Below are 15,337 nucleotides of genomic sequence, written 5' to 3'. Positions count from 1 at the left end.
ACGACCGGGGTCGGCCGGATGCCGTCGAACGGCAATGTCACGGCTCTGGCGCGGCATCCGGGCGGGCTGCGGGGGAGGGATTGCCGGAGCGGCGGGCGGCATTCGCTTCGAGGTAGCTCTACTGATATCGGATGTCCGAAACAAGGGCGCTCGGTATATTTTCACCGCGATTGATATGTGTAACTCGTCCGTCATTTCAGCTTGCGTTAACCCGACTTTGCGTGTGAGACTACGCTCGGATCCGCGTTGTTGGTTCGATGTTCGCCGAGAGGGCGAACCGGTCTGCTTCGGTCGACGCATCGTCGCGTCGCAATCTGAATTGTTGGGGAGTGATTTTTCGCGAGCATGCTCGGCAATGTGGTCGTGGTGCTCTCTATTGAACTCAGAATCTGATGTTCAATTCTTAGTCATGTCTTCGGGTGCTCGGTGACCTCTGTGTTCCGGGTGATCGTGATGAGGGGTGTTCGATGCCGACAGGCGATTCACCGAATAACTTTTCCAGCCTGGTCGATGCTATTCGTTTCCGTGCCGACAGAACTCCGGATCGGCTGGCCATTCGATTTGTGCGGCCCACCGCCACCGACAAATTCGAGACGGAGGATCTGACCTACCGTGACGTCGACTCCGCTGCTCGGGCGGTCGCGGTGACGCTCGCCGCGAACTGCGCGATCGGTGAGCGTGTCCTGTTGATGTGCCCACCGGGCCTCGAGTACATGATGTACTTCTATGGATGCCTGTACGCTGGGCTTATCCCGGTACCGGCGTACCCGCCGGCGTCGAACCGGCATCTGTTCCGTGTCGAGACCATTGCGCGCTCAGCTCGTGCGAGCGCCGTGCTCACCGCTACCGGAGCCGATCGACTCGATGTGTCGAACATTCACGGAAATGAAATCCCGACCCTTTCCGGCGTGACGTGGATCGAAGCGGACAGGGCTGCCTTCGATACTCCATCGGATTCGTGGCGGCAGCCGCCCATCAATGGCGAAACGACAGCGCTGCTGCAATATACGTCGGGATCGACATCGGCGCCCAAAGGCGTTATCGTCAGTCACGCCAACCTGTTGAACAATGCGCGTCTAGCGGAGGATGCCTTCGGCGTCACCGAGGAAACCATCGGCGCCGGTTGGCTCCCGCCCTATCATGATATGGGGCTGCTCGGCGGGTTGGTATCGCCGATTTATTCCGGGTTTCCCATCGTAGTGATATCTCCGATGACTTTCATCCGGGATCCGCTCTATTGGCTGGAAGTGATTTCGCGAGAAAAGGCGACCAGCAGTGCCGGGCCGAATTTCGCATATCAGATGTGCGTCGACCGCGCCGACCCGCGACGTCTTGCCGATATCGATCTCTCCTCGTGGAAATACGCGATGAACGGCTCCGAGCCGGTGCGCGCCGAGGTGCTCGACAGTTTCGCCGAGACCTTCCGCGATGCCGGCTTCCGGCGATCGTCGTTCTACCCGTGTTACGGCCTCGCCGAGGCGACTCTCTTGGTGTCCGGCGCGAGGACGACCCCCGACCCGGTGATCCTGGACGTCGCGGGTGACCGGCTCGAGCAAGGGGTTGTCGATGTCGCCGGGGACGGCAGGCATCTCAGATTGGTCAGTTCGGGCCGGATCGCGACCGACACCGAGGTCGTGATCGTCGACCCGGCGACCCGATCGGTCCTACCCGAGGGGCGGGTCGGCGAGGTCTGGATCCGTGGAATCAGCGTCGCCGCAGGATATTTCGAGAACGAGACGGCGACGGTGGAGACCTTCGGCCGATTCACCGACACCGGTGCGGGACCCTATATGGATCCGGGCGATCTCGGCTGTCTGATCGACGGTGAACTGTTCATAGTCGGTCGCACCAAGGAAGCCATGAACTTCCGTGGGCGCAATGTGTATCCGCAGGATGTCGAGGCGACATCGGTGCACAGTCATCCAGGACTGGCGGGCACCCGTTGTATCGCATTCACCGTCGAAGTCGACGGTGTCGACGAATTGGTCGTCGTACAGCAGAAACCACGTCGGGCACGCAAGGAACACTCCGACGCCGATATCGTCCGGTCGATTCGGCGCGCGATCTCCGACGAGTTCCAGTTGTCGGCCCATGACGTGCTTCTGGTGCCGGCGCGAGCGATTCCGGTCACTTCCAGCGGGAAGTTGCAGCGCACCGAATGCAGGAAGCAATATCTCGACGGGCAGTACGGCGGCAGAGCCGCGGCGACGCCAACGGAATCCGCCGCGCCGCCTCCGGCGTCTTCGGTCACCGCTGGACCGCGCGGCCGACGCGAGATCGAGGATCTCATCGTCGATTTGATATGCCGCCATTCCGGACTGGAGCCGGCCGATATCGATCGCCACGAACAATTCGCCAGCTACGGGCTCAACTCGATCCAGGCCGTGCGCATCGCGGCAGATCTGTCCGAGGCGCTGGGAGTCGAGCTTCCGCCCACGATGGCATGGGAGTATCCGAGTATCGATGCGGCCGCCGCGGCTCTGGCCGCAAGCGTGGCGGGCGAACGAGGCACTGCCGCAGCGCCTTCGGCGATCGTCGCACCGTCCGCCGCGTTGTCCGAGCCGATCGCGGTGGTCGGGATCGGCTGCCGGCTGCCGGGCGGTGTCACCGGTCCGGACGACTTCTGGGATCTGCTGGTAGGCGGACGCTCCGGGATCGACCTCGTACCGGAAGATCGCTGGGATCTCGCGGAGTTCTTCGACTCCGATCCCGACGCGCCGGGCAGGACCTACTCGCGTCACGGCGGATTCCTGACCGATGTGCGCGGTTTCGACGCCGACTTGTTCGGCATCTCGGCGCGGGAAGCGATCACCATGGATCCGCAGCACCGACTGGTGCTCGAGGTCGCTTGGGAGGCGCTCGAAAACGCCGGTATCGCACCGGATTCGCTGCGCGGCTCGGCGACCGGCGTGTTCGTGGGAATGACCGGCGGTGATTACGAGCGGATCGCGTCCGCGGCCCACGGCACGGCGATGATCGACGCCTACGTCGCGACAGGCAATGCGGGGAATTTCGGAGCCAACCGGTTGTCGTACGCACTCGGACTGCAGGGCCCGAGCATGGTCGTCGATACCGCCTGTTCGTCGTCACTGGTCGCGGTTCATCTCGCCGTGCAGAGCCTGCGTACCGGAGAGTCGGATGTGGCTTTGGCCGGTGGTGTCAATTTGCTCCTCGCGCCCGAGGTCACCGTCGCGTTGTCGAAAGGACGGATGCTGTCGCCGAGCGGTCAGTGCCGGACATTCGACGCGGAGGCAGACGGATACGTACGCGGCGAAGGCTGCGGCTTCGTCGTACTGCGACGGCTGTCGGACGCTGTCGCGGCGGGCGATCATATTCTGAGCATCGTGCGCGGCTCCGCCGTCAATCAGGACGGCCGCAGCTCCGGGCTGACCGCGCCGAGTATGACCGCGCAGCAGGCCGTGGTGCAGCGGGCCCTCGCCGTCGCGGGCGTGGCCCCGGAGCAGGTGGGCTACCTCGAAGCGCACGGGACAGGAACGCCCCTCGGCGACCCGATCGAGGTGCGCGCACTGGCCGATGTGCTGGGGACACGGCGTTCGGCGCGACATCCGGTGCGGCTCGGTTCGGTGAAGACCAATATCGGCCATCTGGAGGCGGCGGCTGGAATCGCCGGATTCATCAAGGCGGCACTGGTGGTGTCACGGGGGGTGATTCCGCCGCATCTGAACCTGCGCGAGCCGAGTCCGCACATCGCTTGGGACCGTATGCCTTTCGAGATTCCTCGCACGGTCACCTCCTGGGAGGACGGCCCCCGGATCGCGGGTGTCTCCTCCTTCGGCTTCGGGGGCACCAACGCCCACGTGGTGCTGGAGGCGCCGCGGCAGTCCGCCGCGCCCGCGCCGCTCGATTCGGGCGACGCGCCGGTCGTGGTGAAGGTCGCGGGCGCCGACGCGACCGGTGTCGCGATGGGGGCCGCGCGCCTCGCCGAGTTCGTCGCCGCCGATCCGCGCTGGAGTCCCGACGAGATCGCCTGGGCCGCCGACGTCGGCAGGGCGGATCTTCCCACCCGCGCGACCGTGGTCGCGCAGTCACGCGACGAACTCCTGACCGGATTGCGAGAGGTTGCCTCCGGTAAGGGAATTCGGGAACGTCGACGTGCGGGTGCGACCCCGAGGATCGCCTTCCTCGCGCCCGGCCACGGTGCAAGGATCGCCGGAACGCTGGCCGGGATCTACGGAACGGTGCCCATCGTGACCGACGTCATCGACAGTATCGGCCCGATCACGCGATTGCCGTTGTCGGTCCTGGTCGAGGGCGGCACGCACGCCGAGGAGAGCCTGCTGCGCACGGAGGTGGCGCAACCGGCCCTGTACGCGCTGGCGGTGGCATTGGGCGCCTGGTGGCGCTCGGTCGGGGTGGAACCGGAGGTCGTCGCAGGGCACAGCGTCGGCGCGTACGCGGCGGCCGCGCTGGCGGGGGTGTTCTCCGTCGCGGACGGCGCCGAACTGATCCGGGTCCGCGCCGAGGCGATGAGCACCCTCCCGGCGGACGCGGCCATGGCCGCCATCGCCTGCACCGCGGCCGAATTGGAGGCATTGCCCCAGCTGCGATCCGGTGAAGTCAGCGTCGCGGTGCTCAACGGTCCCGCCGACACCGTGGTCGCCGGGCCGGCCGAGCAGGTCGACGCGCTGGTAGCGGTGATGTCCGAGCGCGGGGTGAAGGCGAAGCGTCTGCCCGTGACACAGGCGTTCCACTCGCCCGCGGTCGAACCCGTACTCGCCACGCTGCGAACAGCGTTCGAATCGACGGAATTATCGGAGCCGTCGGTGGATTTCGTCTCCGATACGACCGGGGCCCCGGTGTCGCGCGAGATCGTCGATCCCGAGTACTGGGTCACGCATACCCGCCGATCGGTCCGCTTCGGTGACGCGGTCACCACCCTGATGAGCCGAGGCGTCGATGTGGTCGTCGAACTCGGGCCAGGCGCCGTGCTGCCCCTGGTGGCCAACCATCCCGCCGCCGTCGACACCCTGTGCCTCGCCTCGGTGAACGCGGAGCGGCCCGCGCGGGCACTCGCCGAAACGCTGGCCCGAATCTGGTTGCGCGGCGGCGATATCGCGTGGCACGCGGCCCGACCGCGACCGCGGCGGGTGCCGGTTCTGCCGAGCTATCCGTTCCAGCACACCGCGTACTGGATCACCGACGAACCCGCCCGGCCGATCAGCCCGTCGCCCCAGTCGAATTCGCCGTCCACCCGCGTCGCGCCACCCGCCGCGGCGCCCGCCCCGTCATCCTCGCGCGATGCCGCCGTGGGTGACGCGCGAAGCGTGGAGGACGAGATCGAGGCACTGCAACGTGAGTTGGCAGGACTGCTCGGGTTGCCTGCGGCCGATCGCATAGATCCCGGCATCGGATTGTTCGAACTGGGCCTGACCTCGGCGATGGCAGTCGAGCTGATCACGAGACTACGTGAGACACACGCGGTTCCGCTGCCGCCGACCGTTGTGTTCGAGTATCCGACGATCGCGGCGCTCGCCGAATACCTCAGTCGTGGGGGCGCCGAGCGGACGATCCCGGGCGAGCGCACGACGGCGACCTCCGAACCGATCGCCATCGTCGGCATGGCCTGCCGATTCCCCGGCGGCGCGGACGATCTCGACAGTTACTGGGATCTGCTCGCGGCGGGACGGGACGGTACGGGCCCCGCCCCCGCCGATCGCCCCGGACTGGCCGTGGACGAACTGCGCGGATTCCGCGGCGGTTTCCTCGCGGGACCGGTAGCGGCATTCGACGCCGAGGCGTTCGGCATCTCTCCCCGCGAGGCGCGCGCGATGGATCCGCAGCAGCGACTGCTGCTCGAGGTCGTGTGGGAGGCACTCGACGACGCCGGGATCGCGCGTGAACGGCTCGACGGCATGGCGGGCTCGGTCCATATCGGCATGAACACGACCGACTACCTGCAACTGCTCGCCGCGACGGGCACCTCTCCCGCGGACCCGTATTTCGCCACCGGCAACACCTTCAGCGTCGCCGCGGGCAGGGTGTCCTATCTGCTCGGTCTGCGCGGTCCGAGCACGGCGGTGGATACCGCGTGCTCGTCGTCATTGGTGGCCACCGACCACGCGGTTCGCGATCTGAGGTCGGGAGTATCGGATATCGCCGTCGTCGGCGGCGTCAATCTGATGTTGTCGCCCGCGACGATTCTGAGCCTGTCATCCATGGGAGCTCTGGCCGCGGACGGCCGGTGCAAGACTTTCGACGCGGCTGCCGACGGGTACGGGCGTGGTGAGGGCTGCGGAGTGCTTGTGCTCAAGCGACTGTCGGATGCGCAGCGCGACGGCGACCGGGTGTGGGCACTCATCCGTGGCACCGCGGTGAACCAGGACGGTCGTAGCGCCGGCTTGACCGTGCCGAGCGGTACCGCGCAGGCCGCGGTCATCGCCGAGGCGTTGCGGGCGGGCGGGGTGGCGGCCGACTCGGTGGGCTATGTGGAGGCGCACGGGACAGGCACCCCGCTGGGCGACCCGATCGAGCTGTCGTCACTGCTGAGTGTGCTGCGTCCGGACGCGGGCGAGACGCCGCCACTGATCGTCGGTTCGGCCAAGACCAATATCGGGCACCTGGAAGCGGCTGCCGGGGTCTGTGGGCTGATCAAAGTCGCGTTGTCGTTGCACCACGGCAGGATTCCGCCGCATCTGCACTTCGGGACGCCGAATCCGCGCATCCCGTGGGAGGAAGCCTCCGTCGTCGTCCCCACCGAGTCGATGGAATGGCCCGACCACGGTGCCGGACGCTTCGGCGGCGTCAGCTCGTTCGGGTTCAGCGGCACCAACGCCCATGTCGTTCTCCAGGAAGCCGCCGCCGAGGCCGTCACCGAGCCCGGCGTCGAGCCCGACATGCCTGAAATGCTCGTGATCTCGGGTGGGAGCGGGGATGCTGTCCGCGACAACGCCGCGGCGCTGGCGGAATTCGTCGCCGCACAGGGGCAGGTGCCGGTCCGCGACGTGGCGGCGACCCTGGCGAGGCACCGTACCCTTCAGCCCTTCCGCCGCACCGTGGTCGCCGATACTCGCGCTGCCGCGGTGGCGGCTCTGGAGAGCATCGCCGCCGATACGCGCGCGATGTCGCGGGTCGCCGCGCGGACCCGCACGGGACTTGTCTTCGTGTATTCGGGCCAGGGGGGCCAGTGGCCCGGTCTCGGGCGCGCGCTGCTGTCGGAACCGCTGCTTCGCGAAACGTTCGCCGAATGCGATCGCGTCGTCCAGGCGACGGCGGGGTGGTCGTTGATCGCGGAATTGGCACGTGAGGAAAGCGATTCGCGACTTGCCGACACCCGCTTCGCGCAGCCGGTCATCTGCGCGGCGCAGATCGCGCTCACCGAGTTGTGGGGCCACTGGGGCATCCGTCCGGGCGCGGTGATCGGGCACAGCGTCGGTGAGATCGCGGCTGCCTGTGCCGCAGGGATTATGACCAGCGATGACGCGATGCGGTTGGCGGTGCGGCGCGGTGCGGCGATGGCGGGGGCACGCGGGCGGGGCGCGATGGCGGCGATCGGGCTACCCGTCACGCAGGCACGCCAACTCGTGGACCGTTATCGCGATGCCCATGGCGACGCGGACGGGTTGTGTGTTGCCGCGATCAACGGTCCCGCCGCCGTTGTCGTCGCCGGAGCGCCGGGGGCGGTCGCGGCTGTCGTGGATTGGGCACGCGAACGCGGTGCGCCGACGCAAACGGTGCAGCGGGAGTACGCGTTCCACAGCGCGCAGGTCGAGGACGCCCGCGCGATGGTGGCCGAATACCTCGACCATGTCGAGCTGCGGAAGCCGTCGGTGACGTTCTTGTCGACCGTGACCGGTGGACAGGTCGGCGACGAGGTGACCGATCCCAGCTATTGGGCCGAGGCCATCGTGCGGCCGGTTCTGTTCGAGTCGGCCGTGCGGGCCGCCGTGGATGCCGGAGCGCACACCGTGGTCGAGGTCGGTCCGGATCGCACACTCGCGGGGGCGGTGACGCAGATCCGAGGCGCGACACCGCTGCCGTATCTGCCGTCGATGATCCGTGACTGGCCGGTACGCGAGACGATGCTGAGCGCCGCGGGCGGCCTGCTGGACCAGGCGTACACCGTGCGGCTTCCCGCGCTCTATCCCGATGGCGGCTATCGACGTACCGGTCTGCCCACCTATCGCTGGCAGCGCCAGGAGCACTGGCTGCCCGGTGCGGTTCAACGGGCCACGACCGTCCCCGAGTCGCGGACGGTCGGCGATCTCTACGACATCGATTGGCGCCGGGCCGAACCGTCGCCGTCATCGGTACCGCGTACGGGTTCGTGGGTGATCGTCGGCGCGGAATCCGAACTCGCGCGTCGGCTCGCGGCCAGGCTGCGAGCCGACGGCGGCAGTGCCGCGATCATCGATCCCGACTTCGCGAGGACGGCGAGCCGCGACCGATGGCACGAGCTGATCGCCACGATATCCGGCGGGGCGTCCGCGCCGCCCGGTGAGATCGACGTCGTCCACCTGGCGGCGGCGGATATCGCCGCACCGGTGGGGGATGCCAGGGATCCGGGACGAGCGGCGGCGACCGTGGAAGATTCGACCGCCACGTTGCTCGCCGTGGCGCAGCGCTGGATCGCCGATGAGCGAGGCGGACGCATCCACGTCGTGACCAGGGGCGCGACTCCGGCCGGTAATGAGCCGATGACGCTCGAACAGGCGCCGCTGTGGGGCCTGGGACGTGTCATCGGTCTCGAACAACCGCAATTATGGGGTGGGGCAATAGATCTCGACCCCGGCGAGGCCGACCTCGAACACGACACTGCGGCCATCGTCGACCGGATCACCGTGGACGACATCGAGGATCAGATCGCCTTGCGCCGACGCGAACGCCTGGTCCCGCGATTGCGTGTCATCGCCGATATCCCGACCGCCACAGCGGTTCTCGATCCGGACGGTGCCTACCTCGTCACCGGTGGCCGTGGTTCGCTCGGCGTGCGCCTTGCCGACTGGCTCGCCCGGCGCGGGGCACGCCATCTCATTCTGCTGGGGCGCACCCCGCTCATCGAGGCGGCCGAGACCACCCGGCAGGCCATCGAGAAGTTGCGCGCATCGGGTGTCACGGTGCATACCCCCGATGTCGATGTCGCCGACGATCGGAGTATGAGGGACCTGTTCGACGGCCCCGATGTCGCGTGGCCGCGGATCCGCGGCGTGATCCATGCCGCGGGCGCACTCGATGCCGCGACCATCGCCGATATGCCGACCGAGGATCTCGTCCGGGTGCTGCGCGCCAAGGTTCGCGGTGGTCTTGTCCTCGACTCGCTTTCGGCGCTGGCCGAGGTCGACTTCTTCGTCCTGTTCTCTTCCGCGGCGGCGGTCTGGGGCTCGGCACTGGCCGGTCACTACTGCGCCGCCAACCACTTTCTCGACATGCTCGCCTGGGATCGCCGCAGGCGGGGGCATCCCGCGCTGGCGCTGGACTGGGGCTGGTGGCGCGACAGCACCATGGCCGCCGGGCACGGCGAGTATTTCGCGGCGATGGGCATGGCGGAACTGTCCGCCGACACCGGACTCGAGGTACTCGACGCGACGCTCGGCGCCGATCACACCCAGGTGGTGGCCGCGCCGGTGGACTGGCGCAAGTTCCTGCCGGTGATGGAGGCCAAACGCCGCCGCCCACTGCTGGCGGATATGGCTCGGGGCAGGGAGGTGGCCGTCGGCGGCGCTGAAGCGGACCGCTTCGTCGCGCGGTTGCGATCGACGCAGGTCTCCGGTCGCTCCCGCGTCATGTCCGACGCCGTACAGCGCGAGGTGGCGGCGGTGCTCGGCCGGTCGGCGCAGTCGCGTCTCGATCCGCGCCAGGGCTTCTTCGAGTCGGGAATGGATTCGATCACCAGCGTGGAACTGAACGGACGAATCGAGAGATTGGTCGGCCGACCGGTTCCGGTGACGACGGTCTTCGAACATCCGACCGTCGCCGATCTGAGCGCGTACCTGCTGGACCTGCTCGAACTCACCGGCACCGGAAATGCCTCGCCGACAACCGAACACACACCCGTCGAGACCGAGTCGGACCTGCTCGACCTCACCGAGATCGAACTGCTTCGCCTGCTCGACGAGGAACTGAACACCGGGAGGATCGATGACCAGCACTGACGAGCGTCACGGCACGAGAGTGCCGGATCGCGAGGCGGTCCTGCGCCGCGCGCTGCTCGAGGTACGCACCGCACGCGAGGAGGCGGCCAAGGCGCGGCACGCGCTGTCGGAGCCGATCGCGGTGATCGGCGCCGGATGCAGGTTCCCAGGAGGGGTATCCGGGATCGAAGACTTCTGGACCATGTTGATGGACGGCCGTTCCGGGGTGGTCGACACCCCACGCGATCGCTGGGACGTCGACGCGTTCTTCGACGCCGATCCGGACGTGCCGGGCCGGACCTATTCGCGTCACGGCGGATTCCTCTCCGACGTACGCGGATTCGACGCCACTGTTTTCGGCATCCCGCCGCGCGAGGCGATCAGCATCGATCCGCAACACCGTCTGATCCTCGAAGTCGCCTGGGAGGCTTTGGAACACGCCTCGATCGCCCCCGACTCCCTACGCGGCAGCCCGACCGGTGTATTCGTCGGCATGGGCGGCGGCGATTACGAACGGCTCGGCGCCGCGGCGCACGGGGTGGAATCCATCGACGCCTACGTGGCGACCGGTAACGCGGCGAATTTCGCGGCCAACCGTTTGTCATACGTACTCGGTCTGGAGGGCCCGAGTCTGGTCGTCGATACGGCGTGTTCGTCGTCGCTGGTTGCCCTGCACCTGGCCGCGCAGAGCCTGCGTGCGGGGGAAAGCGAACTGGCGTTGGCGGGCGGGGTGAACCTGCTGCTGTCGCCGGAGGTGACCGTCGCGCTGTCCAAGGGGCGCATGCTGTCACCGAGCGGGCAATGCCGCACCTTCGATGCCGACGCCGACGGGTATGTCCGCGGTGAGGGCTGCGGCGTCGTCGTCCTGCGCACGCTGTCCTCGGCGCTCGCCAACGGGGACGATGTGCTGTGTGTGATCCGAGGTAGCGCCGTCAACCAGGACGGCCGCACGTCCGGATTGACGGTGCCACGAAGTTCGGCACAGCGTGCCGTGGTGCGCCGCGCCCTCGCCGCCGCGCGGGTGGCGCCGTCCGACGTCGGTTACGTGGAGGCGCACGGAACCGGCACACCGCTCGGCGATCCGATCGAAGTGCGCGCACTGGCAGCGGAACTCGGCGCGGACCGCCCTTCGGACCGGCCGCTGTTGTTGGGATCGGTGAAAACCAATATCGGCCATCTGGAGGCGGCCGCGGGTATCGCCGGGTTCATCAAGGCGGCGCTGGTCGTCTCCCGTGGCAAGATCCCTCCCCACCTGAACCTGCGCTCGCCCAATCCACATATCGCGTGGGACGAATTGCCCGTGCGGATTCCCCGCGAGTCCGTCGACTGGGACGCGCGGACGCGGATCGCGGGTGTGTCCTCCTTCGGCTTCGGCGGTACGAACGCCCACGTGGTGGTCTCCGCCGCGCCGGACTCGGCGGCGACCGACCGCACGGCTCCCGGCGGGGACCGCGCCGTGGTCGTCAAGGTGTCGGCGGCGAGCGAGCCCGCGCTCGGTGATGCCGTCCGGCGTCTGGCCGAACATGTGGAGTCCGAGCCCGACCAGACGGTGGCGGAGATCGCGTGGACGGCGGGGACGGGGCGGGCGGATCTGAACTACCGCGCGGCGGTCGTCGCGGTCACCCGTGACGACCTGCTGGCCGGGCTGCGCGATCTCGCCGCCGGTGACGGCCTGCGCGGTCGCCGCGCCGCGGGTGCCGCGCCGAGGGTCGCGATGGTGGCACCGGGCCACGGCGCGAGAATCGCGGGCTCGCTCGCGGGAATCTACGGGGTGCATTCGGCGGTGACCGAGGTGATCGACTCCCTCGGTTCGGTCGCCGAGCTTCCGCTTTCGGTCCTGGTCGATCCCGGAGCCGAGGCCGAGACCGCCCTCCTGCGGACCGAGGTCGCCCAGCCGGCGTTGTACGCGCTGGCGGTGGCATTGGGGAGCTGGTGGCGTTCGGTCGGCGTCGAGCCGGATATCGTTCTCGGGCACAGTGTCGGCGCCTATGCCGCGGCGGCGCTGGCCGGAGTGTTCTCCCTGCGCGACGGCGCGGAGCTGATCACCGCGCGAGCCAAGGCCATGAGCGAGCTCGCCGAGGCGGGGGGCATGGCCGCGATCGCGTGCGCGAGTGACGAACTGGAGACTCTGCCCCAGCTTCGGTCGGGAAGTGTGACTGTCGCGGTCCGTAACGGTCCCTTCGATTCGGTCATCTCCGGCACCCCCGCGGACGTGGACGCGGTGGTCGCCGAGATGGCCGCGCGTGGTACGCGCGTCACTCGGCTTCCGGTCACCCAGGCATTCCACTCCGCGTCGATGGAACCGATGCTCGACGGATTGCGTAAGGCGTTCGCCGATGTCGAGCTATCCTCTCCCGCCATCGATTTCGTTTCGGACAGCACCGGCGTGCTGGAAACCGCCCGAGTCGCCGATCCCGAGTACTGGGTGGCCCATACCCGCAACCCGGTGCGTTTCGGCGATGCCGTGGCCACCCTCGGCGAGCAGGAAGCGCGCGTCGTGATCGAGCTCGGTCCCGGCGGACTGTTGCCACTCGTGCTCAACCACCCCGATATCGCCGACGTGTGGTGCGTGGCGTCGACCGGAGCCGACCGACCGGACAGGGCCTTGGCCGAGGCGCTGGCGCGGGTGTGGACGATCGGATCCGCGATCGACTGGCGCGCGACACAATCCGGGCCGCACCGGCCCGCCCGGTTGCCGACCTACCCCTTCCGTCGAACACCGCACTGGATTCCCGATCCCGTCGCCGATCCCGTCGCCTCTCTCGCCTCGAGCGTTCCGCGAGCCGAGCCGGGTGCGCTGCGCCCGCTGATCATCCGGTCGGCGGCAGGCGGTGCGTTGAGTCAGACTCGCATCTCGGCCGAAACCATTCCGTTCCTGGACGAACATGTGGTGCACGATATTCGGGTCGTGCCAGGCGTCGTCATGTTGGAACTCGCGCTGCGCACCGCGGAATCCGCCGCCGAGGGGCCGCTGCTGGCCCGAAATGTGTCCATCGTGCACCCGCTGGTCGCCACGGACGACGTCGATATCGAGATACAGATTCTCGTCACCGCTTCCGATGACCTCACCTTCACGGCCGAGATCTACAGCCGCACCGTGGATTCGGAGGGATGGACGAGGCACGCCACGATCGGGTTCGCCGCGCGCGATGACGGCGACGGCGAGCAGACCGGGTCATCGGCCGAGCTGTATCTGGAGAATCCACGCATAGTCAACGACACGGAGTTCTACGACGAGATCTGGCATCGGCGCTTCGTGCTCGGCCCCAGTTTCCGGCTGATCGAACACGCGCAGATCGGCACGGGAGCCGCCGTGGCCGCAGTCGTGCGTCCCCCGCAGGATGTCGGCAGCGAAAATGCGGGTGTCCGTGCGGAACTGATGGTGTTCGACGCCTGCATCCAGTTGGTCGCCGCCGCCTGGGGGCACGATCACGGCGGCGATGCGGACCGGCCGGTACTACTCGGCACAGGTTTCGACGGCATGCGGGTGCTGCGCGACACCGCCGATGAACGGCTCACCTGCACGGCGGTGCTCACCGACTCCTCACCGGCCGGTGTCACCGGGGATATCGAGATCTACGCCGCCGACGAGCTCGCGGTGATCTTCACCGGAGTGTCCTTCGCGCCGGTGAGCGCTCCGATGCTGGAACGGATCGCGCACACGAGCCGCCTGTCGCATCAAGGTTCCGGGCGTCTGGCGAAAGTGCCCCCGCCGGAGCTGGGGACGCTGCGCACAGCCGAACAGGCAGTGGCCCGCGAGACCGTCCTCGGGTACGTGGTGGCCGTCCTCGCGGCTGTGCTCGGCTGTGAGACCGAGGACATAGATACACTCGCCATGTTCAACGAGCTGGTCGACTCGCTGATGATGGCGGAATTGAAGCAGAAGATCGAACGCGATCTCCAGCTGGCCGTACCGCTCGAGGCGTTGTTCGACCATCCGACCCCCCGTCGTCTGACCGACTGGCTGGTGAGCGAGATCGGCTCCGAACAGGCCGATTCCGATCGGACAGACGGTGCGCCCAAACGTTCGTCGACGGGAATTCGGATCCGGCGCAAGACCGTCGACGAGATGTCGGAACTGGCAGATCTGGACGCCAGGATCACCGCGGGCGCGGAATCGGATTCCACCCGCCCGGACGTGCTGCTCACCGGGGCCACCGGCTTCGTCGGCGCGTTCGTTCTGCGTGAACTGCTCGACCGGCACGAACGTGTGCACTGCCTGGTCCGCGCCGAGGATATCGACCACGCCAGGCGGCGTATCGCCGACAACCTCGCCGGATACGGATTGTCCTGTGGCCCCGATGATCTGAAGGGTCTGATACCGGTCGTCGCGGACCTGTCCCGGCCGCTCGGCGGACTGGAACCCGCCGACTACGACCGGCTCAGCGACAGCGTCGGCCAGATCGTGCACGCAGGCGCGCTGGTCAAATGGACCTACCCGTTCCGTGGGCTGGAGGCGGTCAATGTCGGCGGCACACGGGAGATGTTGCGGCTGGCCACATGGCGCTCGCCGATTCCGTTCCACTTCCTGTCCACCGTCGGCGTGTTCTCCTCTCGGGAGTACCTGCGCGACAGCGTGGACGAGAACGAACCGCTCGACAACAGCGGATCGCTCGTGGTCGGGTACGCCCAGACGAAATGGATCGCCGAGAAGATGGTGCGCACCGCCGCCGAGCGCGGGCTGCCCGTCACCATCCATCGAATCAACACCGCTGGGCACAGTGTCACGGGAGCATTCAACAAGCTCGACCACCTGTCGATGATGGTCAAGGGATGTATCGAGGCGGGCATAGCGCCGATGCGGGCGGAGATGCCCATCCAGCCCGCCCCGGTCGACTACGTCGCGCGGGCGATCGCGGCCTGCACCGAAACGTCACAGATGCACGGTCGGACCTTCCACCTGGTCAGCGGGGCGCCGATGACCTGGCCGGAATTCTTCGACGTGCTGGACGATTTCGGATACGAGCTACAGCGTCTGCCCTTCGAACAATGGCGCGAGCGAATCCTGCGGCGTGGTTCGAGCAGTATGGCGCTGCTCGGTCTGATGCCGTTCCTCAGCGATTCCGTCGACCACGTTCGCCTACCGCTGTCGGAAAGCGAACAGTCCGCGGCGGCACTGGCGTCGATAGGTATCGAATGCCCGCCGCTGGACGCACGGCAGATCGAGATCTATCTCCGGCGTTTCGTCGACTCCAGATTCGTGCAAGCACCCGGCGATATTTCCGCCGCGCGTCGAAAGGCAGGATGAG

2 protein-coding genes are annotated in these 15,337 nt (G+C 67.7%); both read left to right on the top strand.

What is annotated here, in order from left to right; genetic code table 11:
* Positions 1-467 precede the first annotated feature (467 nt).
* Entirely contained in the window at positions 468-10,109 is a 9,642-nt protein-coding gene (locus ABZS43_RS23780) for an SDR family NAD(P)-dependent oxidoreductase (protein ID WP_355038145.1), read from the top strand.
* Positions 10,096-15,336, top strand: a complete 5,241-nt coding sequence (locus ABZS43_RS23775; protein ID WP_355038144.1) for a thioester reductase domain-containing protein — start codon at positions 10,096-10,098, stop codon at positions 15,334-15,336. The genes ABZS43_RS23780 and ABZS43_RS23775 overlap by 14 nt, the downstream gene beginning before the upstream one ends.
* Position 15,337: the final 1 nt, after the last annotated feature.

The organism is Nocardia sp. NPDC005366 (assembly GCF_040606855.1).
Classification (GTDB): Bacteria; Actinomycetota; Actinomycetes; order Mycobacteriales; family Mycobacteriaceae; genus Nocardia.
Note: the sequence above shows the minus strand (reverse complement) of the source record. Positions and strands in the feature narration are given on the sequence as shown.